Source organism: Acinetobacter sp. 1000160 (assembly GCF_000588715.1).
In the GTDB taxonomy this organism is placed as follows: domain Bacteria; phylum Pseudomonadota; class Gammaproteobacteria; order Pseudomonadales; family Moraxellaceae; genus Acinetobacter; species Acinetobacter courvalinii.
This window is the reverse complement of sequence record NZ_JFWP02000005.1, coordinates 135,364-160,909: the sequence shown is the minus strand read 5'-3', so window position 1 is coordinate 160,909 and position 25,546 is coordinate 135,364. Positions and strand designations below refer to the sequence as shown.

The following is a 25,546-nucleotide window of genomic DNA, read 5'->3' as shown; positions in this document are numbered from 1 at the left end:
TCTATTTATAAAAACAATCGTCATAAATTGAAATTTCTTTTTTACATTTTAAATGATAATGATTATTATTTAATTAAATAGAGATTTATTCGGGTGACGACAATGGCCAATATCCAACAATTTGTACTCAACAATCGGCGGACTTTGAAAAAAACCTTGAGTTATTACATTATGCATATTAGTGTGGCGATGATGGTTGCCTATGTCATTACAGGGAATCTGATGATGGCAGCAACGTTGAGTTTAATCGAACCGACCGTACAAGCCTTCGCTTTTTTCTTTCATGAGAAAGTCTGGAATTATTTCTAATTCAAAAAAATTGCACATAAAACCAATTTAAAATCTCCCTCTGGATAGGCGTGTATGAACCTCGCAGCTTTTGAAGCATTTGTAAAAGTGATGGAAACCGGTTCCATTTCTATTGCAGCAGAACAATTATTTATTACCCAGCCTGCAGTCACCAAACGGATTCATAGTCTTGAAGACTACTTTGGCGTCAAGCTCTTTGAATCCGCAGGCCGGGGCATTCAACCGACCCATGCGGCACACTCACTTTTGCCCAAAGTTCAAAGCTGGCTGAATAATCTGGGAGAGATTCACCATACCTTGAGCCATGAGCAGGCGCAGGTACAAGGTCGTCTCAAGATTGGCACCAGTCACCATATCGGTTTACATCATCTGGCCGAGCCACTTAAAAACTTTGTGCAGCATTTTCCCCAAGTCACTCTCGATGTGCATTTTGTCGATTCTGAACAGGCGCATGAACAGGTGCTGGCAGGTGAACTGGAACTGGCCTTTTTAACCCTACCTCCAGTTGGGGATGATCGACTCAACTATGTCACCATCTGGAATGATCCGTTGGTATTTGTGGCCGCCCCCTTCCATCCCTTGGCACAGCAAACCCAGCTCAAGCTCGAAGACCTGATTGCTTACCCGAGCTTATTACCAGCCGCACAAACCTATACCAGCCAGATTACCTTGGCAGAATTTGAAAAGAATAATCTCAAGCCCAAAATCACCATGAGCAACAATCCGTTAGAGTCCATCCGCATGTTGGTTTCAATCGGTTTAGGCTGGTCCGTTTTGCCCAAGACACTGGTCAATCAGGATTTAAAACAACTGGATTTACAGCTAGATATGCAACGTCAGTTGGGTATGGTCTGGCATCCAGCCCGTATCCAGTCTAAGGCGGCTGAGGAGCTGATTCGGATGATGCAGGTAGGATAAGTAATCCATCCTTTGCTGTAGAAACATTCGTAATATAAAAAAACCTCCACAGCTAGGAGGTTTTTTTATTGTCTGCAAAACAGACACAGATAAGGAGGTTTTAGATTGACCAGTCCTGAATGTCCCAAGCCTGCGCTTGCGCCAGTTTTTCTAAACGCTCATCTGGATTGACTGCAATCGCATGGGTCGCGTATTCCAGCAAGAAACGGTCATTGATCGAATCTGAATAAGCCCAAGACTCATCCACCGTACGTCCAGCCAGCCATTGATCCAGACGGGCCAGCTTGCCTTGTTGATAACATGGGATTCCAGTGACCTTGCCTGTGTATTTACCATCAACAACTTCAGCACTGGTGGCAATAATTTCGGTAATACCAAATTCCCGGAAAATCGGCGCGGTAATAAAATCACTGGTCGCGGTAATCCCCACAATGGCATGGCCTAGATCCTGATGCTTTTTAATCGCCTCAAATCCTTTTGGACGCATCTGTGGACGAATGATTTTTTGCATAAACAACTGATGTAATTCAGTTAAATAATTATTGTCATGTTGGGTAAGAAATTCAAACACAAATTCATTATAGGCAATCGGATCCAGTTGCCCGGCTTTATAGTCTTCATAAAACTTGTCATTCATTTGACGATGATGGACTGGATCAACCAACGCTTCACTGACCAGAAATTCACCCCAGGAATGGTCAGAATCGGTATTTAATAGGGTATGATCTAAATCAAACAAAGCCAATTTCATATAAATGCTCATTTAAATGCAAATTAAAGAAAAAAAACGTAAATCTATTTCCGTAAGTCACTAAAAATTCGTTAAGATCATAGCAATTTAAACATTTTACTTTGACCTTTTTCGAGTTGGACATGGAAGATAGTCTGTCCCCGAGATCAAAGTCAACGATATAGATAAAATTTAGGTAGCCAAATGATCGACTCAGAAGGTTTCCGACCCAACGTCGGGATCATTTTGGCAAACGATGATGGACAGGTTTTATGGGCAAAACGCATTGGTCACAATGCTTGGCAATTTCCACAAGGAGGGATCCAATTTGGTGAAACCCCTGAACAGGCACTTTTTCGTGAACTGAGAGAAGAAGTCGGTTTATTGCCCGAACACGTCCAGATTATAGCGCAAACAAAAGGTTGGCTGCGTTATCGTTTGCCACATCGGTACATTCGGTCAGATTCAGATCCGGTATGTATTGGACAAAAGCAAAAATGGTTTTTACTGAAGTTAACGGCCTCGCCTCATCATATTCAGTTAAACCTGTCAGACCCACCCGAGTTCGATGAATGGCAATGGGTGAGTTACTGGTACCCATTGGGTCAAGTGGTCAACTTCAAACGTGATGTTTACCGTAAAGCCATGATGGAATTATGTTTACAACTACCTCAGCGTTAATTGTCATAAAATCATCATTTTAAGCAATGATTTTTGACAAGAGAGCTGTTATAACTAGGCCTATAACGATTCAATAAACTGGAGTAAACATCCATGTCAAACATGCAGCTCGACACCCTTAGACGCATTGTGCAAGAAATCAATGCGTCCGTCAGTTTGCATGATTCTTTGGACATTATGGTCAATCATGTGGCCGAAGCCATGCATGTGGATGTCTGCTCGATTTATTTGCTGGATGAACGCAATCGTCGCTATGTGCTGATGGCATCCAAAGGCCTCAAACCAGAAGCCGTCGGCAATGTTTCCCTGAATATTGGTGAAGGTCTGGTTGGTCTGGTCGGGCAACGCGAAGAGATCGTGAACCTCGATAATGCGCCAAAGCATGACCGTTTCGCCTATTTACCAGAAACTGGCGAAGAACTGTTTAACTCATTCCTTGGCGTTCCGGTGATGTATCGCCGTAAGGTAATGGGCGTACTGGTGGTTCAGAATAAGGAATCCCAGGACTTTAGCGAAGCTGCCGAATCCTTTTTAGTAACGCTATGTGCACAGCTTTCTGGTGTGATCGCCCATGCCCATGCGGTCGGCAATATTGATGTATTCCGCAAGCCAAGCACTGGTTCAACCTATAAGACCTTTCAGGGCGTTTCAGGGGCCGGTGGTATTGCACTAGGTCGTGCCATCGTGCTCTACCCGCCTGCCGATCTGGCTGCCATTCCAGATCGTGAAGCAGAAGATATCAGCGAAGAACTGGATTTGCTGGATCAGGCCATTGCCTCGGTGCGTCAAGAAATCCAGTCTTTAGATGAAAAAATGCAAGACTCCCTCATGTCCGAAGAACGCGCGTTATTTAGTGTGTTCTTACGCATGCTGGATGAAAATGCCTTACCCAATGAAATAAAAGACCATATTCGTGCTGGAAGCTGGGCCCAGGGCGCAGTACGTAAAGTCATTGATAAGCATGTGGCGCTATTTGCGCAAATGGAAGATGACTACCTGCGTGAACGGGTTTCCGATCTCAAAGATCTGGGCCGTCGCATTCTTGCCTGCTTGCAGGAAGCGGATTCCAGCCATCGTGAACTCAGTCCTGACAGCATCCTGATTGGTGAAGAAATCAGTACCGCCGCGTTGGTAGAATTACCAGTAGATAATATTGCGGCGATTGTCACTTCTGAAGGCGCTGCCAATTCGCATATGGTGATTGTGGCACGTGCCTTGGGCATTCCAACTGTAGTCGGTGTAACCGAGTTACCAATCACCACACTGGATGACATTGAAATGATTGTCGACGCCTATCAAGGTCGCGTCTTTGTCAATCCACCGCGTCGTTTACGCCAACGTTATAAAGAAGTCCAAAAAGAAGAAGAACAGATCGCCAAAGATCTAAAGCAATATGAAACCAAAGATGCGATCACGCCTGATGGCATCTCTATCCCGTTATTCGTCAATACCGGTTTAATGATTGATGTGGTGCGTGGCGTTCAGCGCGGTGCCAAAGGTGTAGGCTTATACCGTAGCGAGATTCCCTTCATGCTACGTGAGCGCTTCCCCGGCGAAGAAGAACAACGTGCCATCTATCGTCAGCAGCTCAGCCACTTTGCCAATAAACCGGTGATTATGCGTACCCTGGATATTGGTGCGGATAAAGACTTGCCGTATTTCAGTATTGAAGAAGAAAACTCGGCGCTGGGCTGGCGTGGACTGCGTTTTACACTGGATCATCCTGAGATTTTCTCTGCGCAAATCCGTGCCATGCTCAAAGCCAGTATTGGCCTGAATAACCTGCATATCCTGCTGCCGATGGTGACCAGTGTCAGTGAAGTGGAAGAGGTGCTGTATCTGCTTGAGCGTGACTGGGTAGCGGTACAGGAAGAAGAACAGGTCAAGATCACCAAGCCGAAAATCGGGATCATGGTCGAAGTTCCAAGCGTGTTACTGCAAATTGATGAGTTTGCCGAACTGGTCGATTTCTTCTCGGTGGGTTCGAATGATTTGACCCAGTACTTACTGGCGGTGGATCGTAATAATCCACATGTTGCCAACGTCTATTCACACTTCCACCCATCGATACTACGTGCCTTGAAACGTCTGGCTGAAGACTGCCATACCCACCAAAAGCCGGTCAGTGTCTGTGGTGAAATGGCGGGTGATCCATTGTCTGCGATTTTATTGATGGCTATGGGCTTCAACACGCTCTCGATGAGTTCCAGCAATATTTTGCGTGTCCGCAAAGCCATTTGCCATGTGCCGATGAGTGATGCCAAAAAACTGCTGGAAGATGTGCTGAAAATGAACAATCCGCTGGTGATTAAAAGCTGGCTGGAACACTATTTCAGAACCCATGGTCTTGCCGATATGGTGAAATCGAATCGTCTGGTCAGTGTGTAAACAGTGCATACACTGCCTATAAAAAAGAGCGACCTTCTGGCAAGCGTCGCTCTTTTTTTATGGATAAGTCAGCTTATTTTAAATAAACCTGTTGCTTTCCTTGCCCCAGACTCACCTTCGGAAATTGACGGTCATAATCAATCGCAATCGCATCTTTACCCGTTAAATTCTTGCTGTCTGATTGCCAGGTCACATAATAGCTCACTTCGGCATCATCACGGACCTGTGGCTGAATACGCTGACGATGGTCTGCTGGAATGATAAATTCAACCCGGAAAGGGACTTGAGAGACTTGCACTGTCTTTTTCTCAATCAATGTCGCAGGCACATCGGCCATACGACTTTCCACAGCATATAAGCTGATTGTGCCCTGTTGCGGCTGCACCGCATGGTTGCCTGCTCCCACAAACTCAACAGTCAAGGGTATGGCTTGATTGGCTTTAAGTTCAGTATCCTGCGGCATGGCCGTACAACCTGTCAGTACAGTTAAAGATAAACCAAGACCAGTGACTATTTTTTTCATTGTTTTTTATCTCATCAAGAAAGAACTCAAACATAGCATGCCCTGCATTAAAATCATGTTCACTTACATATTTTCAACCCAATCGCCTGATTCAGTTCTCTCAATCCGAAAATTCGCTTAAGCATGAGCACGCAAGTCTTGATGAGTATGCAGTTTTTTTGCAGCTCAATGCTATATTACATAACTGCAACAGGCCATTGCTCCAATTCCTGTCTCAACTATCGCCATTTTTCATTTCTTGTTTCGAGGCCGTGCATTCATTGAAATACCAACAATAAATTATAATAAAACTTATATTTTTCATAAGCTTTCTTGTTTTTTTAACAATTTTTATATCTACAAACACTCAGCTCAAGCTTAAGCTATAAACAGCTTCAATCGAATAAAGCATTTATGACATCAACTTTAATCCATTGGAAAAAAAGCTTTCATCAACCTAGAGTAAAAATACAAAGGCTGAACTGATTCATTGCAAATCTTACTTAGGCATCTGAAATTTTGATACCCAATTTGTATATGTCCCAGCGAAGCATTCATATCTTTGAACGGTCAAATGATTGAGATGACCTCACTTACAGGTCCTCTTGATGGAGATAGAACATGAGCCAAGACGAAAAAAAATGTCCTTATAGCCACCTCACCACTGATTTTGGTGCGCCAGTTGTCGATAACCAGAACAGTATGACCGCGGGTGCGCGAGGACCATTATTAGCCCAGGACTTATGGCTAAACGAAAAACTTGCCAACTTTGTCCGTGAAGTGATTCCTGAGCGCCGCATGCATGCCAAAGGTTCTGGTGCATTTGGTACTTTCACCGTTACCCATGATATTACCCAATATACCCGCGCTAAAATCTTTAGCGAAATCGGCAAAAAAACTGAAATGTTTGCCCGTTTTACCACCGTTGCCGGTGAACGTGGTGCAGCAGATGCAGAACGTGACATTCGTGGTTTTGCCCTGAAATTCTATACCGAAGAAGGTAACTGGGATATGGTCGGGAATAACACCCCGGTCTTCTTCTTGCGTGATCCACGTAAATTCCCGGATTTAAACAAAGCAGTCAAACGTGACCCGAAAACTAACCTGCGTAGTGCCACCAATAACTGGGATTTCTGGACGTTATTGCCAGAAGCATTACACCAGGTCACCATCGTCATGTCAGACCGCGGTATCCCTTCAAGCTACCGTCATATGCATGGTTTTAGTAGCCATACTTATAGCTTCATTAATGCCGCCAATGAGCGTTTCTGGGTGAAATTCCACTTCAGAACCCAACAAGGTATTCAAAATCTGACGGATGCAGAAGCAGGCGAGCTGGTGGGTCAGGATCGTGAAAGCCATCAACGTGATTTATTCGATGCCATTGAACGTAAAGACTATCCAAAATGGACCCTTTTTGTTCAGGTTATGCCAGAACAAGATGCTGAAAAAGTCCCATATCATCCGTTTGATTTAACCAAAGTATGGCCACACGGCGATTATCCGTTAATTGAAGTGGGTGAGTTTGAACTGAACCGTAATCCTGAAAACTTCTTCCTTGATGTAGAGCAATCTGCTTTTGCACCAAGCAATCTGGTGCCAGGCATCAGTGCTTCACCCGACCGTATGTTGCAGGCACGTTTATTCAACTATGCCGATGCACAACGCTACCGTTTAGGTGTGAACTACCAGCAAATTCCAGTCAATGCGGCACGCTGCCCTGTACATAGTAATCACCGCGACGGTCAAGGCCGTATCGATGCCAACTATGGGGGTTTACCGCACTACGAGCCAAACAGCTTCGGTCAGTGGCAAGAGCAAGCTCAGTATAAAGAGCCACCATTGAAAATTAATGGTGATGCCGATTTCTGGGATTACCGTGAAGATGACAATGATTACTTCAGTCAGCCACGTGCCTTGTTCGAACTGATGACACCAGAGCAACAAGATGCATTATTTGGCAATACAGCACGTGCCATGGGCGATGCTTTGGACTTTATCAAGTATCGTCATATCCGTAATTGCTACGCTTGCCACCCGGCCTACGGTGAAGGGGTTGCGAAAGCATTGGGCATGACCGTTGCTGATGCACAAGCTGCACGTGAAACTGATCCGGCGCGTCATTTACCAAGCTTTCTCTAAGCCAGCAAATACTTAATAAAAAAGCCATCTTCGGATGGCTTTTTTAATGCCTTTGAGGGACAATTTATTCAACACTGGATAAGAAGAATAAATATGTTAAAACCTTTACAACACCTGATTCAAAACCATAACATCATCCTGTTCGATGCGGTATGTGTACTCTGTTCAGCCTGGGCAGATTTTATGATCAAACATGATCGACGCTGTCAATTCAAACTGGTGTCGGTACAATCCAGTCTTGGTCAGCAATTGTTAAAGTATTACCACTTCCCGACCGATCATTTTGAAACCATGCTATTGCTGGAAAAAGGTCAATGTTATACAGAATCGACGGCCTTTTTGCGTATTATTCAGCGACTGGATTTTCCTTATAGCAGCTTAAAATATGCCCGCCTTGTTCCTAAAACCCTCCGTGATTTTGCTTATCGGCGCATTGCATTAAATCGCTATGATCTGTTTGGTAAAACTGAACAATGTTATGTGGTGACTGCGGATATTCAGCAACATTTCCTTCAGGATGATGTCTTGAGATGAAGCAGCGTCACCCGACCATCCACAGGATTTTAAAATTTTGTCAGTCGATGATTGCCTTGCTTTGGATCTATCAAGGCCTAATTCCTAAACTGATTTTTCAGTCACCGACTGAACAAGCCATTTGGCAACAATTACCGATAGCTCATTTCTATATAGGATGGCTGGTCATGCTATCCGGAATCAGTGAAGTCATTTTTGGTGTTCTGTTTCTGTTCATCAAACATCCCTGTTTACACTGGCTCAGTATCGTGAGTTTGACCGGGTTATTTATTTTTATTCTATTCATTGACCCGAATCAGCTTTACCAAGCGTTTAATCCTGTGGTCATGAATATTGCGCTAGCCAGTCTTTCCCTGATTGCAATCTGGTGTCTGAATGCCGATGCTGATGCTGATGCTAAGCCCTTAAAAAGTGCCCTTCGCGAATGCAATAGAAAGGATTGACCAGTTTCGAAGAAGATTTCATGGCATGCTGCAATTCATGTTCAGGCGAATCGCGCTCTTCATCTGTCAACTGGAAGGTACGGTAATGAATCGCCAGTGAGCGATGCGCATGCAAGTCTAAATGTGCCTGAAAGGCATCTTGTGGATTCATATGCACATAACGCATCAACATCCGCGGTTCATAAGCCCCGATCGGTAATAAGGCAATTCTGGCATCGCCATAGCGCTCATGGATTTGCTTGAAATGCCCTGAATAACCGGTATCCCCTGCAAAAAAACAGTGACCAGTCTTGGCAAGCACAGAAAAACCGCCCCACAAGGCACGATTCTGATCGCGCACGCCTCGTCCGGAAGTATGTTGTGCAGGCGTATAGGCAATCTTTAACTCATCATGAAACGGAATTTCCTGCCACCAATCCATTTCAATCACATGCAGATGTTTCGGCAGATAATAGCCATTGCCTAAACCGGTATAAATCGGCATTTCAAATTTCTGATGTAACCAATCCAGCGTCGCCAGATCCATATGGTCATAATGATTATGACTGAGCAAGACCCCGTGAATGGTCGGAAGATGTTCCAGTGCAATACCTGCTGGACAGACACGGCGTGGTCCATTGCCCTGTTTCGGGCTGGCATATTCAGACCAGACCGGATCGGTGAGGAAATTATAAGGGCCGATTTGAATTAAAATTGTGGCGTGTCCCACAAACCAGATTTGCCAGTCATTTAAGTCGGCATGTGGTCGGTTTTGGGGCAATTCCAGCATTTGGTTGCGTAAATTGGACTCATGAACACGATCAACATTCCAGGTATAGGACTGACGGGTCGCCAGCCACTTTAATAGCCCTTTACGATCAAACGGGGTTAACGGTTTCTGCAAATTATAGAACCGGTCTATGCCGCAATGATCAGAAGCCTCATGTGGAAACGGCGGTTTCACCCAAGTATGACTCAAGCAAGATTGTGTCGGCAATTGATAGGTTAATGTCGGCTTATCTTTCATGTACTTCTTCTGTGGTGGAATCTAATCGCATGAGGTCCATTATGTTATATCCCTGAGATTACGGCGTGTTTTCAATGTTATCGCGTTTTAAATCATCATGATTTTTTGACTAGAGCGAGCACATTTCATTACAGCATAATCGGACCTTGATCCTAACATAAGGTATTCAGTTATGCTGATTTTCTAGAGCTGAGTCAACACAATTTTACTGAACTAATAAGGCTCAGTGACAATTGTAGTGAAAGGTTAAACCAGACGTTTTTGCAACACGTTTTTCTGTCTTGGATTGAAGATTCATCGGGATGACAAAATAAAAAAGCCGAACAAGTCGGCTTTTTATAGTGATGAAATCTTAAACATTGCTAAAAAAGGCAGCAAACTTTTGATAGCTCGAACGCTGCTTAATATTGTCCAGATAGCGTTCAATCGCAGGATGAGACTCAACTTCTCCCATCTTGAGCTGCCAGAACAGCATGGCAGCAACGGTCACATCCGCAGCAGTGAACTGTTTGCCACATAAATACGGATCGGCTTCACTCAGGCCCTGCACAAAGGCATTGTAGGCATCCTGATAGTCTCCATATCCGACAGATCCTTTCTGGTCTGGCTTGACCTCCACACCTAGCATTTTATTGGTTGAAGCCGCTTCCCAAGGCCCTGAAACAAAGAACAGCCAGCGATAATAAAGACCGCGTTTCGGATCATTGAGTGCAGGCGCCAGACCTTTGTCTGCGAACTTATCGGCCAGATAGGCACAGATCGCATCCAGCTCATAGACCACAATATCATCGTCCACCAGCACAGGGACCTTACCGAAGGGATTGATTTTTAAATATTCAGGCGCTTTCATTTCAGTTTCAAAGGCTACTTCGATGCGCTCACATTGCACGCCCAGTTCAATCAGCAACCAGTCCACTACAACGCCACGTGAGAAATTATTGGTATAAAGTTTAAGTGCCATGTTGATATGTCCTTAGTGAGTTATTCTTATTTCAATGTAATTGTTTGGATTGTCAGTTTCTGTCAGTAGTCGAACATACCTCTTGCCTCCACCATTGTTGAAATAGTTGCTGCTTGAATTGCGGATAAAGCTCCTGACTCAGGCTGAGCTGCCGGATACGGTCAATCCGGAAGTGCCGAAAACTCTGTCGCAACTCGCACCATGCGGCCAGTACAATCCGATCATTAAAATAACCTAAAGCAAAAGGCCACACGGTACGGGAACTGATACGCTGCTGCTCATCAGCATAATCCACCACAATTTTGACTTGCTGGCGGATGGCCAGACGTACCTGCTCCACCAGTTGTGCATCTACAGGAAGCCAGGCATTGATAGAGCGTAAAGTAGTGTGTTGAAGTAAATGTCGGCAATGTTCAGGCAATACCGCATTGAGCTTGGCCAGAACCGATGTGGAAGCTGATTTTAAAGCCAGATCAGGAATTTCACTCAACCAGTTTAAGGCCAGAAAGATGGCCTCGATCTCGGTTTCATTCAAGCTCATTGGGGGTAACAGGAAATCTTCTTTGAGCTGAAACCCCAGCCCTGCTGCCGCATCAATACTCACACCTTGGGCGCGTAATGTCTCAATGTCCCGATAGACACTACGCTGACTAATCTGCAGTCGCTCCGCCAATACCTGTGCAGTGACCGGATAGCGATATTCTCGGAGTAGTTGTAATAGATTGAGCAAACGGATCGAGCGGCTCATATAGTTCCTATTGTTATTATGGATGACGGGAAAGCGAACTCTCCCCTCATTTTGTCATTTGATCTTCAGTGGATTAACTTTCGGTTACATCAGCAACCTTGAGCAAGCTTTGTAAATAATGATGCAAGTCCTGCACACGATGGGCAATGGTTAATGGCTGATATTGCTGTAACGTTTCAATACTGTGCACCCCATAACTGACCCCGATACGCGGCATATTCAGATTTTGCGCCATTTCCAGATCGTAACTGGTATCCCCAACCATAATCGCACGTTCAGCTGCCACATCCATCTCGGCCAGAATTTCCTGCAACATCAGTGGATCTGGCTTGGACTTGGTTTCACTCGCGGCACGGGTAATATCGAACAGTGCATGACTATTGGTTTGCGCCAATACACGATCCAGCCCCTTACGGCTTTTACCGGTTGCGACCGCAAGCTTGAGACCTTGCTGCTTTAAATCCATCAATAGCTCAGCGACCCCATTAAACCAGACATCGCCTTTCGAGTTTGCCACATAATGATCGGCATAACATTGCAAAAGATCCTGATGCAAATGCGGGACTTGCGGAAACAGGATCTGCATCACTTCAGGCAAACCCAGACCAATAATGCTTTTCGCGGCTTCATCCGTCAGTGGCTGTTCGAATTGCTGCGCTGCATATTGCAAACTCGCCACAATTTGGCCCACCGAGTCGAACAGGGTACCATCCCAATCGAAAATGACGAGTTCAATCTTCTGCTTCATTTCTGCTTTCTCAATTCGTCAATCACCTGCTGCATATCTTCAGGCATCGGAGCTTCAATCACTGGATAATTCGGAATTTCCAGACGCATGGCATGCAGGCACAAACGGCGTGCTGCCGGACCGTTATACACCGTATTGTGTCCGTATTTATCGTCGCCCACCAAAGGATGACCAATACTTAAACCATGTACCCGGATTTGATGGGTACGACCTGATAATGGTGATGCATAAACCAGAGTGGCTGTTTTAAAGCGCTCAACCACTTTCCAGTCGGTCTTACTTGGCTTACCTTCAGAAGTCACACGGACACGACGCTCGCCATTGGCCAGTTCATAACGCAATAAAGGCGCATCAATCATTTGGCGATCCAGACTGACCTGACCTTTAACAATAGCGGCATAGGTTTTCTGGATCTTATGTTCGCGTAGCAGGTCCTGTAGCAATTTTAAGGTACTGCGCTTTTTACTGACCATCACCAGACCGGAGGTATCACGGTCAATCCGGTGAATCAGTTCCAGATATTTTTTGCCTGTCGCCGCACGTAATGCTTCAATCAGGCCATAGGCCACACCACTGCCGCCATGCACGGCAATTCCCGAAGGCTTATTGATTACCAGCAAGCCTTCATCTTCATACACCACTCGGCTCAACAGGCTTTGCGCGACGGTATCGCTGACAGGTGCAGCCGTTTCATCCTTCTGTTCATAACGGATTGGTGCGACACGAATCTGGTCGCCAATGTTCAAACGTGTTTCTGCTTTTATTCTTTTTTTGTTTACGCGTACTTGTCCTTCACGAATCAAACGGTAGATGCGACTTTTTGGAACACCTTTTAATCGGGTAAATAAAAAATTATCTATTCGCTGCCCGTCTTGATGCTCATCCACGTCAAACCAAGTAACACTTTGCCATTGTTGTGTAGAATTCATACGCTCGATTAATCCAAGATTTGCTAAATATGATTAAAAAATGATCATTTAGCTAAGTTATTTCACAAGAAACCTAAACTTAGCCCATAGGCAGATGCTGCAAGGTTTGGTATATTCAGCGCACGGATACCACCGTAAGTGAGCATCAAATCAGAAATTTTATTTAGATAAAATTTTAAATCGATGAGATATTCACCAATAACTCGGATAGGTCCTAAAGAATTATGCCGACGCCGAAGGCTTATTATATCGGCAAAATGGCAAACTGTTGCGTTTAATTGTGCATCAGCACATACAGTTTGTTCAGAAAAAATATGTCGCCAGCAATTTGCTGGTTATTAAACGTAAACTGATCCACATCAGACAATTTGCTCCCTGATGTCGCATTCAGGCTAAAGCGTTGATGCATTGGAACTGCCAAGCAGAGATACGATGATCATTCCGTATCAAGACTTCCAGATGGATCGACTTCAATGCTTAATGACAGTGAAAGTCACCATCCAATGCACCGCTCACCCGCCAGTGAAGCGTACAGGAAACTTTGATTATGTCGGATCTAGTGATATTTCACAGATGTCAGACATGCCATGAAATATCAACGGATTCAAGATTGAAGCAGTATTGCTAACATCGAAATAACCGGATCAAAGCCTCCAGCTGGATACTTACAGCCAGTGGTTTCAGAGCTTCCTACACAACGTTGCTTCTGAGTCTTGATCGTGCCAATGAGATGTTTGCTCAAAAATATTGGGCTTATTGTTTGTGTGCATCACTATTAGGTGTCACACCCATGAAACGTATGTTGATTAATGCAACCCACGCCGAAGAAGTTCGCGTTGCACTTATCACTGGTAATCGTCTTTACGATTTCGACTTAGAGAATCGTACTCGCGAACAAAAAAAATCAAATATTTATAAAGGTCATGTCACTCGCGTTGAGCCCTCTTTAGAGGCGGTTTTCGTTGAGTACGGCGCACAGCGTCAAGGCTTTTTATCTATGCGGGAAATTGCAAACTCGTATTTCAAAGCTGATCCTCGTCAAACTTCAAACATTCGTGAACTGATCACTGAAGGCACTGAATTACTGGTTCAGGTTGAAAAAGAAGAGCGTGGCAACAAAGGTGCTGCCCTATCGACTTTCATTTCGCTTGCAGGCCGTTATTTAGTGCTTATGCCGAACAACCCGAAAGGTGGCGGTATCAGCCGTCAGATTTCAGGTTCTGTCCGTGAAGAACTAAAAGAAATTTTAGCCTCTTTAAATGTGCCGCGTGGCATGAGCGTGATCGTTCGTACTGCCGGAATTGGCCGTACCCAGGAAGAGCTGCAACTTGACTTGCAACACTTACTTGACCTGTGGGCACAAATCCAGGGTTCGGCAAGTTCAGGTCCATCACCAATGCTGGTTCATCAGGAAGCAGGCGTGGTAACACGTGCCATTCGTGATTATTTACGTGATGATGTTGCTGAAATCCTGATTGATAGTGAGCAAGCCTATAACGAAGCCTATAACTTCGTAAAAGCAGTGATGCCACGTCAGCTCGACAAATTAAAAACCTACACCATGAATGAGCCTTTATTTGCTCACTTCGGAATTGAAAGCCAGATCCAGACTGCCTATGAGCGTGAAGTCAAACTTCCTTCTGGCGGTTCAATCGTGATTGATCAGACCGAAGCTTTGGTATCGATTGATATTAACTCGGCGAAATCAACCCGCGGTCATGATGTTGAAGAAACAGCACTCAACACCAACCTTGAAGCAGCCGAAGAAATCGCACGTCAACTGCGTTTACGCGATATCGGTGGTTTAGTGGTCATCGATTTCATCGACATGACCAAAGACCGTAACCAGCGTATGGTCGAAGCCAAATTACGTGAAGCAACGCAAAGCGATCGCGCACGTATCCAGTTCGGTCAACTGTCTCGTTTTGGCCTGATGGAAATGAGCCGTCAACGTTTACGCCCTTCTTTAGAAGAAGCGACAGGTTACGTGTGCCCACGCTGTCATGGTACCGGTATGGTGCGTGACTTACGTTCATTGTCACTTTCGATCATGCGTAAGGTTGAAGAAATTGCATTACGCGAACGTCAAGGTGAAGTTCAAGTTGAAGTGCCTGTTGAAATCGCAGCATTCTTATTGAATGAAAAGCGTCACAGCCTGGTATATTTGGAACAAACCTCAAATGTTCGTGTAACGGTATTACCGCATCCGCACTTGGAAACACCACATTATCAAATCCAGTTCAATCCGGATGGTTTTGCACCGTCTAGTTATGAACGTACTGAAGCGACCCGTTCAAGTGAAAAAGAACTCGGTTACGAGTCTTCTGACTGGCATCTGGAAGATGCAGAGCATCACCATGCGCCTGCACAAAATCAAGCAGCTGCGCCACAGAAGAAAGCTGCTCAGCAACAGGCTGCGCAAGCAAAACAAACTCAACAGGCTGTTGCGCAAAAGTCAGCAAGTCCTTGTGCATGGTTAGAAAACCTGTTTGTTCAAAAACAGGCACAGACCACAGATCAATCCCGTTCGGCACAAAATGCGGCAGCTGCGATTGAGCAAATGGTCAACAATGGCGCAGTAAGCCGTGGCCAGTTTGGTCAGGTCAATGCACCTGTTGCATCTGTTGCCACTGAAACTGCTGCACCAGCGGCAAACAATGCCTATATTTCACAGAATCCTGTGAAACAGGAACCGCGTGAAACGTTTGAGAAAGACGAAAAACCACATCGTCCAAATCAAAACCAGAAGAAACGCAAGCACAAAGAGCAACGTGAACAGCACTCGCATGCACATGAACAACAAAATCAGGTGCACGAAGAAGTCGTTCAACTGTCACGTCAGGAACAGCGCCAAGAACAACGCGAACTGAAACGTCAACAAAAACGTCAGCAGTCACAAGAGCCTCAAAACCAGCAGCAACATCATGAGGCTGCGCAAGCAAATGACAATGCGCCATTACCACGTCGTGACCGTAACCAGCAACGTCCGAACCGACCAAACCGTCATCGTGACCAAAGCGTGTTGAATGACGCACCTGCTGCAACTGCAGCGCCTGCGAACCCGCAACAGGTTAAAGTTGATGTGGTGGATGCACCACGTTCAGAGCCAATGAACACAGCATTGATCGTGAACATTGATCAAGGTCAAAGTGAGATCGTGGCACTAAATCCACAACAAGCGACTGCCCCTGCCGCAAAAGCAGAAGTTGCGCCCGCTGTTGTAGAAAAAACCGAGAGCAACCCTGCCGCTCCAGTAGAACCAGTGGTTGCGAAAGAAGCACCTGCTGCAACTGCAGAAGAAGCAGCCCAAGCGCCGGTAAAACGTGCCAGCAATGACCCACGTTCGCGTCGTCGTCAACGTGGTGCTCAAGCACCGCAGAAAGCAGCGGCACCAAAAATTGCACCATCGCAGATTCCAGCGCTGGGTCAATACACGGTCGGTAGCCTGATTCGCCATGTTTATGGTGAAGACTGCACTATCCTGATTGAGCAATTTGGTTTAATCACCACGTTTAACCGTGCCCTGCAAAAGTTTGCCGAGCAATATGCCAGCACGCTAGTGGTAGACACCGTGGTTGAAGAAGAAAAGCGTCCGGTAACACGTGATGCCGAACTTCCAAGCAAAAAAGTAACGGAAGAAGCTGAACCAGCGCCAGTGTTAGCATTAACACCACCTGAAGCTGCTACTGTTCGAGTTGCAAATGACCCGCGTGAACGTCGTCGTTTAGCCAAACTTGCTGCAGAGCAAGCCAAAGAAGCGCATATTGCTTCAAACGCGACGCCTGCTCCTGTTGAAAATACTGAATCGAAAGAAGAAGTGAAAACAGAAGAAGTCGCTAAGCCAGCAGAAGAAACTGTGGTTGCAGCGCCAGAGCAACAACCTTTAGAACTTGCTCAAGAAGCAGTGGCTGCTCCGGCAGAAGTAGCACCGGTTGAAGCGGTGAAAGCACCAGCGGCTAAAGCTGAGGCCAAGCCTGAAGCTGCGAGCAAAGCTACTGAGAAAGCTCAAGCTGCTGAAAAAGCAGAACAGGCAACAGTTGCAACTGAAGCAGAATCAGAAGATGAAGCTGCAAAAGCAGAGAAAGAAAAATCAAGCCGCCCGCGCCGTCCACGTGGACGTCCACCGAAAAAGGCTGCAGCTAGCAATGAATAATTTGCTAAATTGCACTCAATAAGGCTAAGCCTAGTCATTTCGGTGACTAGGCTTTTTTGTTATTTTGTCAAATTAGGTTGATTGCTCTAGGAACTTACCATTACAAAACAGCATCAACGACAATGGTGTGAATGGTTGTGTTCTTACGGATAGCCATTTTTGGATTGATCGAAAAATAAACAGGATTGATATGAGCCAAACTACGCAGACCGATATTATTACCCTTGGTGATGTCGCTACTCGACTTCCAAACTTCATCACTAAAGTACCTCATATCCTTAATGGTCTTAAACAGGCATATTTACGAACGCCATCTTCTCCTGCTGGTTTAGGTATTGCCTTTGAAAAAGCAGTCAAGCGTAACCCTCAAGGCATCGCTCTGTTATTTGAAGATCAAAGCTACAGCTATCAGGCTTTAAATGAGTGGGCCAACCAGATTGCCCATTACTATTTATCTCTGGGTGCAAAAAAAGGTGATGTGATTGCAGTGATGGTTGAGAACCGTCCTGAATTGATTGCCAGCATTGTGGCTTTAGCCAAGATTGGGGTCACCATTGCACTGGTCAATACCTCTCAGGTGGGTAAGGTACTCGCGCATAGCATTAATCTGGTCAATCCGATTGCAGTGATTGCCGGTGAAGAAGTCCGTGCTGCAATCGAAGAAGCACGTCAGGATTTAAAAGTTGCAGAAGACCGTTTCCACTGGTTTGCTGATCAGGAAACCCGTAAAAATGCGGGCACAGCACCAGAAGGCTACGTCAATCTTGCCCTGCAAATTGACCAGTTCCCGAAATTTAACCCGTCCACCACACGTACCGTGGCGGGTAAAGATGGCCTGTTCTATATCTATACCTCAGGCACCACTGGTTTGCCAAAAGCGGTGATTTTTACCCATAGCCGCTGGACACTGGCATACGGTACCTATGGTCACATTCTCAATCTTGGTAAAGATGATGTGATGTATGTCACCCTACCGCTTTACCATGCCACAGGTGTGGTGGTGTGCTGGTGTGGTGTGATTGCAGGCAGTGCGACACTGGCCGTACGTCGTAAATATTCAACCAGTGCCTTCTGGAAAGATGTACAGAAATTCAATGCTTCTGCGATCGGTTATGTCGGTGAACTATGCCGTTACCTGATTGATGCACCAGCAACTGAACTGGACCGTGCGCATCGCGTGACTAAAATGATTGGCAATGGCATGCGCCCAAATATCTGGGGCAAGTTTAAAGAGCGTTTCGGGGTTGAAGAAGTGCTTGAACTGTATGCGTCAAGCGAAGGTAATGTCGGTTTCAGCAATATCTTTAACTTTGACAATACCGTCGGCTTCTCTCCTACGCCTTATGCCATCGTTGAGTTCGATAAAGAAAAGAACGAACTGGTCCGCGACAAAAAAGGCTATTGCAAGAAAGTCAAAACCGGTGAAGTTGGCCTGTTAATTGGCAAGATCACCAGCCGCTCACCTTTTGATGGTTATACCGACCCTGAAAAGAACAAGTCTGTGATCATGAAAGATGTGTTCACTCAAGGCGACTCATACTTCAATACCGGTGACCTGGTCCGTGATATCGGCTTCCGTCATGCCCAGTTTGTGGACCGCCTCGGCGACACCTTCCGCTGGAAAGGTGAAAACGTATCGACCACTGAAGTTGAAAACATGGTCTGTGAGTATGAAAAAATCGCAGAAGCCGTGGTTTATGGCGTAGAAATTCCAAATACCAATGGCCGTGCTGGTATGGCAGCCATCACCTTGGTGGATGGTGCAGCGCTGAATGATGCAGATTTAAGCGAAATGGTGAATGTATTTAAAAAATGTTTACCTTCCTATGCCATTCCGGTGTTCTTGCGCGTTCAGGAAAAGGTTGAAACCACCGGTACATTCAAATACCAGAAAAATAAACTGAAAGAAGATTCGTTCGATCCGAGCAAAACCTCTGAACGTTTACTGGTGTTATTGCCTGGTGCAAGCAGCTATTGTGATGTAAATACTGAGATCTTTGACAATATTCAAAGCTATAAATACCGTTTCTAGTTTATTTTTTAGCTAAATAAGAGGAAATCGTGCTTTTTATAAACAATCATGCACATGTTTTTAAATTTCCTCTTGTGTTAGCTGAATAACTTGCTAGAATACGCAACATCAAAACGAAGACGCATTTAGAACTCATTAGTTTTTCTTGCGAAGCCAGTTGAAATACTTGCTTAGGGTCGTTAGCTCAGTTGGTAGAGCAGCGGACTTTTAATCCGTTGGTCCCGCGTTCGAGTCGCGGACGACCCACCATCTAATGTTTTGAGAGTTTGTGAAATGTATTTTACAAACGCCTGTAAGAGGTTAAGCTACAGAAAATCATAGATTTTCTCTTACGCTCAGGTAAAACGTTGTTTTACTTCTCCTCGCTCAGGGTCGTTAGCTCAGTTGGTAGAGCAGCGGACTTTTAATCCGTTGGTCCCGCGTTCGAGTCGCGGACGACCCACCATCTAATGTTTTGAGAGTTTGTGAAATGTATTTTACAAACGCCTGTAAGAGGTTAAGCTACAGAAAATCATAGATTTTCTCTTACGCTCAGGTAAAACGTTGTTTTACTTCTCCTCGCTCAGGGTCGTTAGCTCAGTTGGTAGAGCAGCGGACTTTTAATCCGTTGGTCCCGCGTTCGAGTCGCGGACGACCCACCAGATTCGAAAAAGCCTCATCATTTGATGAGGCTTTTTTATTTTGTCATCGATATCTTTCCAAACGATGACAAAAACCAAAACTAGTGCTTTAAGCCTCCCTGCTCAAAGCACACATAATTTTTAAATTATAAAAATCTTTCCAGCACCGAATTTAAAAAGATATGTCCCTGCTCGGTACAGGCAATTCTGTTCTGATCAGCAATGAGAAGTTTTTTCTCACGCAAGTCATGCAATGTCTCATTCAAATCTTGCAACGCAAGTCCTGTGCGCTGGGTATACGACTCGGTCGCTACACCTTCATTTAAACGCAATGCGTTCATCATAAATTCAAAAGGCAATTCATCTGCTTCAATGCGTTTCATTTGCACATGTTCAGCAGGGACTTTGGCTAAATAATCTTTAGGTAAACGGGTTTTCTGGAAACGGTAAATCCCGTCAGGACGCGTGACCTTGCCATGCGCACCGGCTCCAATCGCCAGATAATCACCAAATTGCCAATAATTCAGATTATGTGCCGATGGCTTTTCCTTACGCCAGGCCGAAACTTCATAATTGACATAACCATTGGCTTTTAAATACGCCTCACCTTTCTCCTGAATCTGCTCTAGGACCTCATCTTGCGGCAATACCGGCTGGGTACGGAAGAACACCGTGTTGGGCTCAATGGTCAGCTGATACCAGCTAATATGCGTTGCACCATGCTCTACCGCCAATTGAAGATCGGTTAAGGCCTGTTGTTCTGTTTGCTGAGGTAAACCATGCATCAAGTCCACATTTACACGCTCAAAGCCGGCCTGGCGTGCCTGCTGAATCGCATCCAGTGCATTATTGGCGGTATGAATCCGTCCTAAACGCTGTAAATGCTCGGGATCAAAACTTTGTACGCCTAAGGATAAACGATTAATCCCTACCGCCAGATAATCCGCAAATGGATCATGCTCCACGGTCCCCGGATTGGCTTCCAAGGTAATTTCACAATCTTCTTCAAATGCCAAACGCGCTTTCAGTTGTTCAAATAGCCATTGATAGCCCGATGCAGAAATCAGCGAAGGGGTTCCACCACCAATAAAGACACTGTGAATCGATCGGCCTTGCGCCATTTCAATCTGAGTTTCAAAATCTGCCACCAATGCAGCCAGATATTGCTGTTCCAGTTCCAAGGACAACTGACCATCAGGCACCGCATGGGAGTTAAAGTCACAATAAGGACATTTACGTACACACCACGGCATATGGATATACAGGGAAAGTGGAATATTTGCAGGGTTTAAATGACTCAAAATCGCAGCTCAATGACAGACCCCCGCCATTTTAACATGACTCGCCCGTTCGGCTTATCATCATCTACGTATTCAGTTAGACTGGGGACAACCAACAACAATTAGACCGATAATATGATGAAAATTTCTAGCCAGTTACTGTTTATTCTTCCCCTGACTCTAGGCATTGGTATCGCCATGGCCTTTCAAACCGCAATCAATACACAACTTCGAGAGTATCTGAATTCTCCCCTGCAAGCGGCGCTATTGTCTTTTTTCATTGGCACCATTGTGCTGGCGCTGCTGGTGTGTTTTCAAAGTGCCAGTAAACCCAGTTTAAGTGAAATTTCACAAATTCCCTGGTTTCTATGGCTCGGCGGCTTTCTTGGGGGTTATGCGATTAGTTTGAGCATTTATACTGCTCCCAAACTCGGATTATTAACGTTTTCAGGTTTAGTGATTTTCGGGCAACTGGTGATCTCGATGTTTATTGATCACTTTGGCTGGTTAGGTACAGAAAAAACACCGATTAACTGGCAACGCCTGCTCGGCAGTATTGTGATTTTTATTGGGGTGTTATTGACCCTGCAACGCTGATTCTTCCTCATTTTAATAAGAGTATTTTTTGTGTCCCACGTCACAACCAAGCGGTTTGAACTCAAACAGCTATTTCATTTGATGTTTCCGATCCTGATCACCCAGTTTGCCCAGGCAGGATTAGGTTTGATTGATACCATTATGGCCGGGCATCTTTCGGCAACAGATCTGGCGGCGATTGCAGTAGGCGTTGGCCTATGGATTCCCATTATGCTGTTATTTGCAGGCATCATGCTGGCAACCACGCCCTTGGTCGCTGAAGCACGCGGCGCAAAAACACCAGAGAAAATACCGACCATTGCCCGTCAGTCGTTATGGGTCGCCGTGATTCTGGGCATTGTGGCGATGTTGATCCTGCAGTGCATGCCCCAGTTTTTGCCGTTATTTGGTGTACCTGAAAGCTTATTACCCAAAGCCAGCCTGTTTTTACATGCCATCGGCTTTGGTATGCCAGCAGTGATGATGTATGCCGCATTACGCAGTTACTCTGAAGCCTTGGGCCATCCACGCCCTGTCACTGCTATCAGCCTGATCGCCCTGCTGGTTCTGATTCCGCTCAACTTTATTTTTATGTATGGCTTCGGGCCAATTCCGGCACTCGGCAGTGCAGGTTGCGGTTTTGCAACAGCTATCTTGCAATGGCTGATGTTTATTACACTGGCCATCTATGTCTCCAAAGCCAAAGCCTATAAGCAGGCGCCTATTTTTACAAAATGGGAAAAACTTGATCCGGTCTGGATCAAACGTATTTTAAAACTGGGCTTACCCATTGGTCTGGCGGTGTTCTTTGAAGTCAGTATCTTTAGTACAGGCGCAATTGTACTCAGCCCATTGGGTGAAAATGCCATTGCAGCGCATCAGATTGCGATTTCAGTGACTTCACAATTATTTATGATTCCGCTGTCTTTGGCGATTGCCTTAACCATTCGTGTCGGCATGTATTACGGCGAACAGAACTGGCACGCCATGCGTCAGGTTCAAACCGTAGGGCTGATTAGCGCCACCATTTTTGCAGCTTTGACAATGACGCTGATTGCTCTGGCACGCCCTTATATCGTGGCAATCTACACTACCGACGTGGATGTAATTCCTGTGGCCATGTATCTGCTCTGGTTTGCCATGGCTTATCAGCTGATGGATGCGTGGCAAGTCAGTGCGGCAGGTTGCCTACGCGGCATGCAGGACACGCAAGCGCCAATGTGGATTACCTTAATGGCATATTGGGTGATTGCCTTCCCGATTGGTTTATATCTTGCCCGCTACACCTCTTGGGGCGTGGCGGGAGTCTGGCTTGGCCTGATTATCGGGTTAAGCATTGCCTGTGTCTTACTGATCAGCCGTTTATACCTCAATAATAAACGTTTGGCCAAGATGTCCCTTCCCGTTTCCTAGCGAATCGTCTTCATCCAATCAAGCAATGCTTTGGGGGCATGGATGCCCCCCGAATTTGACTTGGCCTGTCCTGATTTTAAATATTTTTTTATTCATAGGCAGAATACGGCAAGTAGATATGCAGGTGACAACCTGATAAAACGCTTTGCTTAGCCCCTATCACCTTCACCCAGTAAAGTATGGATAACAGCTCGCTTATACATGCTTACATCACTTAACATTTTGTTATAGGCAATTTAAGTTTTGTCACCTATGATCAAGGCATCACTTTAAAACTAGATCGTATGAGGTCAAGTCCTGATGGCAAAACATGCAAGCTCTCCCAGTAAGCGTTTTCTCAAACTGGCTGGTATGACCGCAAGTATTGCCAGCAAAAGCGTAGCGAATTCGATCCGCAATTTTACCGCCGATGAAGAACAGAAAAATGCAGCGCGTAGCCAGCTGTTTCAGGACATCGGTCTACAGATTGCCGATACCCTAGGAGAAATGAAAGGCGCGGTGATGAAAGTCGGACAAATCGCCTCGCAATATAAGGATATTTTCCCACCAGAAGTCGCTAAGGCCATTGCCAAGCTGCAACGCCAGGCCCCTGCAATGCCTTTTTCCGCGATTCAGCAACAGGTTGAAAAAGAACTCGGCAAACCGTTAAAGCAGATTTTTAGCTCTTTTGAAACAGAACCTTTTGCTGCCGCGTCAATCGGACAAGTGCATCGTGCAGTATTGCCAAACGGCAAAGCCGTTGTAGTCAAGGTGCAGTATCCGGGTGTCGATCAGGCCTGTGAAAGCGACTTAAAACAAGTGCGTCTGGCTTTGCGGTTGATGGGCGTCTTAAAAATCGACAAGAAGCTGCAAGATCAACTGTTTCAGGAAATTCAGGACAGTCTTTCAGCCGAACTGAATTATGAAATCGAGGCACAAAATCTGGAAGTCTTTAAAACCTTCCATGAAAAGCTTGATTCTCAAGTGATTATTCCAGCCGTTTATAAAGACTATTCCTCTCGTCGCGTCCTAACCCTGAGTCTGGAACAGGGTGAATCCATCGAAACCGCAAGTACATGGTCAGTCGAGACTCGCAATCAGATTGGACGCCGCCTGATCCGTGCCTTGGGACAGGAAATGTTTTTCTTAAAACGCTTCCACTGTGACCCACATCCGGGCAATTTTGCTTTTCGTGAAGATGGCAGTGTGATTATTTACGACTACGGCAGCGTCAAAACCTTATCGCCTGAAATCGTTCAGCACTTTAAGGCGCTGGTGAATGCGGCGCGTCAAGAAAATATTTCCCAAGTTGAAGACTTACTGGCAGAACTGCATTCCATTGCCGAAAAACACAAGTTCCCGACCGAGCTGTACACCCAATGGATTGAAATTTTATTGCGTCCACTAACCACCAATTATGATTTTGCCGAAAATTCATCGCATCATGACGGCATGTTACTGGTGAAAAAATCGCTGAAATACTGGGATGTATTTAAACCTTCACCAGATACGCTCATGGTCAACCGAACCATTTCCGGACATTACTGGAACCTGATTCATCTCAAAGTACATGACAATCTCAATGATTTATTTGAAGAATTAGTGCCAAATTAATCTGTCTGTTACCTTCTGATTTGTTGCAACAAGTCAGAAGGCTATCTACTTTAATCAATTTATATACAACTGACTTGAAAAGACATGAATTGACTTCATATATTGTTATGTTATAACATTTCTATTAACAATAGGAGTCATTCAACATGCGTAAAGATATCCATCCTGCTTATCAACAAGTCTTATTCCACGATACCAATGCCGATGCCTACTTTTTAATTGGCAGTACCCTGCAAACCAAACAGACCAAGGAATATCAAGGCAAAGTTTATCCCTACGTGACGCTTGATATTTCAAGTGCATCCCATCCGTTTTATACCGGTGAGCAACGTCAGGCCAGCAATGAAGGTCGTGTTGCAAGCTTTAATAAACGCTTTGCACGTTTTAACCGCAAAGCTTAATTTTAATTTAAGTTTCACCCATTAAGCTGAAAGCATTAGAAGTCTAAGGTTAACTCTCCTCCACTTAGACTTCTTTTTTTATGTCTTGATTCCAGCTTTAGGAGTCTGTGTTTTGCTGTCCCACCACCCCGAACTCAATCGGTGTTTTCACATAGAACAGTGAAATCTCTTTGCTATTGAGATAGCTCAATAACTCGGTCGCCTGCTCTTCTGTAACCGCAAATTGAATCTGTACCGGTCGATCCGCCAGTTCAAAGAAACTGGCAGAATGAAATAGGCCTTGATGATCAACGCCTTGCAGACCCGCCAAGACCGTTGCGCCACGTAAATTCATCTGTTTTGCCACAGTCAGCAACCACTCGCTGATCGGCTGTCCCTGATAGGAACGATTTTGCGCGGTATAAAAGCTCATTAAAAATCCATGCATTACGATGACTCC

General features: G+C 45.3%; 23 protein-coding genes and 3 tRNA genes. 16 read left to right on the top strand and 10 right to left on the bottom strand.

All coding sequences use genetic code 11. The features are described from left to right. Window positions 1-102: 102 nt before the first annotated feature. The gene (locus J699_RS06505) at window positions 103-309 is read left to right on the top strand and encodes a DUF2061 domain-containing protein (protein ID WP_005226599.1); all 207 of its coding nucleotides are present in this window, start codon (window positions 103-105) and stop codon (window positions 307-309) included. A gap of 54 nt (window positions 310-363) precedes the next feature. Continuing rightward, window positions 364-1,227, top strand: a complete 864-nt coding sequence (locus tag J699_RS06510) for a LysR family transcriptional regulator (protein ID WP_005226598.1) — start codon at window positions 364-366, stop codon at window positions 1,225-1,227. A gap of 100 nt (window positions 1,228-1,327) precedes the next feature. Here the strand turns inward: J699_RS06510 and J699_RS06515 are convergent, their stop codons facing one another. Then, on the bottom strand, window positions 1,328-1,978 hold the full coding sequence (locus J699_RS06515) for an HAD family hydrolase (protein WP_032870702.1): 651 nt from the start codon (window positions 1,976-1,978) through the stop codon (window positions 1,328-1,330). Between the two features lie 183 nt (window positions 1,979-2,161). Between J699_RS06515 and J699_RS06520 the strand changes: the two genes are divergently transcribed. After that, window positions 2,162-2,638, top strand: coding sequence for an RNA pyrophosphohydrolase (locus J699_RS06520; RefSeq protein ID WP_004656060.1), 477 nt, complete (start codon window positions 2,162-2,164; stop codon window positions 2,636-2,638). Between the two features lie 93 nt (window positions 2,639-2,731). Further along, window positions 2,732-5,026 (top strand): phosphoenolpyruvate--protein phosphotransferase, encoded by a 2,295-nt coding sequence (ptsP, locus tag J699_RS06525; RefSeq protein WP_005226596.1) that lies wholly within the window; start codon window positions 2,732-2,734, stop codon window positions 5,024-5,026. A gap of 73 nt (window positions 5,027-5,099) precedes the next feature. Here the strand turns inward: ptsP and J699_RS06530 are convergent, their stop codons facing one another. Beyond that, window positions 5,100-5,489 carry a hypothetical protein gene (locus J699_RS06530; RefSeq protein ID WP_416202140.1) on the bottom strand — a complete coding sequence of 130 codons (390 nt, stop codon included), beginning with the start codon at window positions 5,487-5,489 and terminating at the stop codon, window positions 5,100-5,102. Continuing rightward, on the bottom strand, window positions 5,473-5,583 hold the full coding sequence (locus J699_RS19940) for a hypothetical protein (RefSeq protein WP_416202139.1): 111 nt from the start codon (window positions 5,581-5,583) through the stop codon (window positions 5,473-5,475). Before J699_RS19940 ends, J699_RS06530 begins: the two co-directional genes overlap by 17 nt. Before the next feature lie 566 nt (window positions 5,584-6,149). Between J699_RS19940 and J699_RS06535 the strand changes: the two genes are divergently transcribed. From J699_RS06535 to J699_RS06545, 3 genes are all read left to right on the top strand, one after another. Then, window positions 6,150-7,670 carry a catalase gene (locus tag J699_RS06535; RefSeq protein WP_005280689.1) on the top strand — a complete coding sequence of 507 codons (1,521 nt, stop codon included), beginning with the start codon at window positions 6,150-6,152 and terminating at the stop codon, window positions 7,668-7,670. A 93-nt stretch (window positions 7,671-7,763) separates the two neighbouring features. Beyond that, window positions 7,764-8,204 carry a thiol-disulfide oxidoreductase DCC family protein gene (locus J699_RS06540; RefSeq protein ID WP_032870695.1) on the top strand — a complete coding sequence of 147 codons (441 nt, stop codon included), beginning with the start codon at window positions 7,764-7,766 and terminating at the stop codon, window positions 8,202-8,204. Beyond that, complete coding sequence (locus tag J699_RS06545) at window positions 8,201-8,647, top strand: DoxX-like family protein (RefSeq protein ID WP_032870692.1); 447 nt, start codon at window positions 8,201-8,203, stop codon at window positions 8,645-8,647. The genes J699_RS06540 and J699_RS06545 overlap by 4 nt, the downstream gene beginning before the upstream one ends. Here J699_RS06545 and J699_RS06550 read toward each other — a convergent pair. The 5 genes from J699_RS06550 to J699_RS06570 all read right to left on the bottom strand — a co-directional run bounded on the left by J699_RS06550 (window position 8,601) and on the right by J699_RS06570 (window position 13,039). Next, window positions 8,601-9,653 carry an MBL fold metallo-hydrolase gene (locus tag J699_RS06550; RefSeq protein WP_005226589.1) on the bottom strand — a complete coding sequence of 351 codons (1,053 nt, stop codon included), beginning with the start codon at window positions 9,651-9,653 and terminating at the stop codon, window positions 8,601-8,603. The genes J699_RS06545 and J699_RS06550 overlap by 47 nt on opposite strands. Before the next feature lie 352 nt (window positions 9,654-10,005). After that, window positions 10,006-10,614 (bottom strand): glutathione S-transferase family protein, encoded by a 609-nt coding sequence (locus tag J699_RS06555; protein WP_032870690.1) that lies wholly within the window; start codon window positions 10,612-10,614, stop codon window positions 10,006-10,008. 52 nt (window positions 10,615-10,666) lie between these two features. Continuing rightward, entirely contained in the window at window positions 10,667-11,362 is a 696-nt protein-coding gene (locus tag J699_RS06560; protein WP_005226584.1) for a helix-turn-helix transcriptional regulator, read from the bottom strand. 73 nt (window positions 11,363-11,435) lie between these two features. Beyond that, a complete protein-coding gene (locus J699_RS06565; RefSeq protein WP_032870688.1) occupies window positions 11,436-12,110 on the bottom strand; it encodes an HAD-IA family hydrolase in 675 nt (224 codons plus the stop codon). Beyond that, window positions 12,107-13,039: an RluA family pseudouridine synthase gene (locus J699_RS06570; RefSeq protein WP_032870686.1), complete on the bottom strand. Its 933-nt coding sequence runs from the start codon at window positions 13,037-13,039 to the stop codon at window positions 12,107-12,109. The genes J699_RS06565 and J699_RS06570 overlap by 4 nt, the downstream gene beginning before the upstream one ends. Window positions 13,040-13,829: 790 nt before the next feature. Between J699_RS06570 and J699_RS06575 the strand changes: the two genes are divergently transcribed. The 5 genes from J699_RS06575 to J699_RS06595 all read left to right on the top strand — a co-directional run bounded on the left by J699_RS06575 (window position 13,830) and on the right by J699_RS06595 (window position 19,865). After that, a complete protein-coding gene (locus J699_RS06575) occupies window positions 13,830-17,192 on the top strand; it encodes an Rne/Rng family ribonuclease (RefSeq protein WP_032882860.1) in 3,363 nt (1,120 codons plus the stop codon). 190 nt (window positions 17,193-17,382) lie between these two features. Continuing rightward, on the top strand, window positions 17,383-19,224 hold the full coding sequence (locus J699_RS06580; RefSeq protein WP_032870682.1) for a long-chain-acyl-CoA synthetase: 1,842 nt from the start codon (window positions 17,383-17,385) through the stop codon (window positions 19,222-19,224). A gap of 173 nt (window positions 19,225-19,397) precedes the next feature. Beyond that, window positions 19,398-19,473, top strand: a tRNA-Lys gene (locus J699_RS06585). 120 nt (window positions 19,474-19,593) lie between these two features. Beyond that, window positions 19,594-19,669 (top strand) — tRNA-Lys (locus J699_RS06590). A gap of 120 nt (window positions 19,670-19,789) precedes the next feature. After that, window positions 19,790-19,865 (top strand) — tRNA-Lys (locus J699_RS06595). Window positions 19,866-19,990: 125 nt separating this feature from the next. On the opposite strand, the gene hemW is transcribed toward J699_RS06595, so the two are convergent. Beyond that, complete coding sequence (gene hemW, locus J699_RS06600; protein ID WP_032870680.1) at window positions 19,991-21,145, bottom strand: radical SAM family heme chaperone HemW; 1,155 nt, start codon at window positions 21,143-21,145, stop codon at window positions 19,991-19,993. Window positions 21,146-21,259: 114 nt separating this feature from the next. On the opposite strand from hemW, the gene J699_RS06605 reads away from it, so the two are divergent. The 4 genes from J699_RS06605 to J699_RS06620 all read left to right on the top strand — a co-directional run bounded on the left by J699_RS06605 (window position 21,260) and on the right by J699_RS06620 (window position 25,107). Next, window positions 21,260-21,721 carry a DMT family transporter gene (locus J699_RS06605; RefSeq protein WP_032875299.1) on the top strand — a complete coding sequence of 154 codons (462 nt, stop codon included), beginning with the start codon at window positions 21,260-21,262 and terminating at the stop codon, window positions 21,719-21,721. A gap of 30 nt (window positions 21,722-21,751) precedes the next feature. After that, a complete protein-coding gene (locus J699_RS06610; RefSeq protein ID WP_005226576.1) occupies window positions 21,752-23,113 on the top strand; it encodes an MATE family efflux transporter in 1,362 nt (453 codons plus the stop codon). Between the two features lie 300 nt (window positions 23,114-23,413). Then, window positions 23,414-24,706, top strand: a complete 1,293-nt coding sequence (locus J699_RS06615) for an ABC1 kinase family protein (protein WP_032882859.1) — start codon at window positions 23,414-23,416, stop codon at window positions 24,704-24,706. 146 nt (window positions 24,707-24,852) lie between these two features. Next, window positions 24,853-25,107, top strand: a complete 255-nt coding sequence (locus J699_RS06620; RefSeq protein WP_005226565.1) for a type B 50S ribosomal protein L31 — start codon at window positions 24,853-24,855, stop codon at window positions 25,105-25,107. 97 nt (window positions 25,108-25,204) lie between these two features. On the opposite strand, the gene J699_RS06625 is transcribed toward J699_RS06620, so the two are convergent. Then, on the bottom strand, window positions 25,205-25,534 hold the full coding sequence (locus J699_RS06625) for a DUF190 domain-containing protein (protein ID WP_032870675.1): 330 nt from the start codon (window positions 25,532-25,534) through the stop codon (window positions 25,205-25,207). Window positions 25,535-25,546 lie beyond the last annotated feature (12 nt).

What these genes read in the sequence shown, in the direction of transcription:
- J699_RS06550 (WP_005226589.1), bottom strand. Translation starts at nt 9,653, where the DNA reads ATGAAAGATAAGCCGACATTAACCTATCAATTGCCGACACAATCTTGC.
- J699_RS06545 (WP_032870692.1), top strand. Translation starts at nt 8,201, where the DNA reads ATGAAGCAGCGTCACCCGACCATCCACAGGATTTTAAAATTTTGTCAG.
- J699_RS06515 (WP_032870702.1), bottom strand. Translation starts at nt 1,978, where the DNA reads ATGAAATTGGCTTTGTTTGATTTAGATCATACCCTATTAAATACCGAT.
- ptsP (WP_005226596.1), top strand. Translation starts at nt 2,732, where the DNA reads ATGTCAAACATGCAGCTCGACACCCTTAGACGCATTGTGCAAGAAATC.
- J699_RS06620 (WP_005226565.1), top strand. Translation starts at nt 24,853, where the DNA reads ATGCGTAAAGATATCCATCCTGCTTATCAACAAGTCTTATTCCACGAT.
- J699_RS06560 (WP_005226584.1), bottom strand. Translation starts at nt 11,362, where the DNA reads ATGAGCCGCTCGATCCGTTTGCTCAATCTATTACAACTACTCCGAGAA.
- J699_RS06540 (WP_032870695.1), top strand. Translation starts at nt 7,764, where the DNA reads ATGTTAAAACCTTTACAACACCTGATTCAAAACCATAACATCATCCTG.
- J699_RS06575 (WP_032882860.1), top strand. Translation starts at nt 13,830, where the DNA reads ATGAAACGTATGTTGATTAATGCAACCCACGCCGAAGAAGTTCGCGTT.
- J699_RS06580 (WP_032870682.1), top strand. Translation starts at nt 17,383, where the DNA reads ATGAGCCAAACTACGCAGACCGATATTATTACCCTTGGTGATGTCGCT.
- J699_RS06510 (WP_005226598.1), top strand. Translation starts at nt 364, where the DNA reads ATGAACCTCGCAGCTTTTGAAGCATTTGTAAAAGTGATGGAAACCGGT.
- J699_RS06520 (WP_004656060.1), top strand. Translation starts at nt 2,162, where the DNA reads ATGATCGACTCAGAAGGTTTCCGACCCAACGTCGGGATCATTTTGGCA.
- J699_RS06530 (WP_416202140.1), bottom strand. Translation starts at nt 5,489, where the DNA reads ATGCCGCAGGATACTGAACTTAAAGCCAATCAAGCCATACCCTTGACT.
- J699_RS06605 (WP_032875299.1), top strand. Translation starts at nt 21,260, where the DNA reads ATGATGAAAATTTCTAGCCAGTTACTGTTTATTCTTCCCCTGACTCTA.
- J699_RS06565 (WP_032870688.1), bottom strand. Translation starts at nt 12,110, where the DNA reads ATGAAGCAGAAGATTGAACTCGTCATTTTCGATTGGGATGGTACCCTG.
- J699_RS19940 (WP_416202139.1), bottom strand. Translation starts at nt 5,583, where the DNA reads ATGTTTGAGTTCTTTCTTGATGAGATAAAAAACAATGAAAAAAATAGT.
- J699_RS06570 (WP_032870686.1), bottom strand. Translation starts at nt 13,039, where the DNA reads ATGAATTCTACACAACAATGGCAAAGTGTTACTTGGTTTGACGTGGAT.
- J699_RS06505 (WP_005226599.1), top strand. Translation starts at nt 103, where the DNA reads ATGGCCAATATCCAACAATTTGTACTCAACAATCGGCGGACTTTGAAA.
- J699_RS06535 (WP_005280689.1), top strand. Translation starts at nt 6,150, where the DNA reads ATGAGCCAAGACGAAAAAAAATGTCCTTATAGCCACCTCACCACTGAT.
- J699_RS06555 (WP_032870690.1), bottom strand. Translation starts at nt 10,614, where the DNA reads ATGGCACTTAAACTTTATACCAATAATTTCTCACGTGGCGTTGTAGTG.
- J699_RS06615 (WP_032882859.1), top strand. Translation starts at nt 23,414, where the DNA reads ATGGCAAAACATGCAAGCTCTCCCAGTAAGCGTTTTCTCAAACTGGCT.
- J699_RS06625 (WP_032870675.1), bottom strand. Translation starts at nt 25,534, where the DNA reads ATGCATGGATTTTTAATGAGCTTTTATACCGCGCAAAATCGTTCCTAT.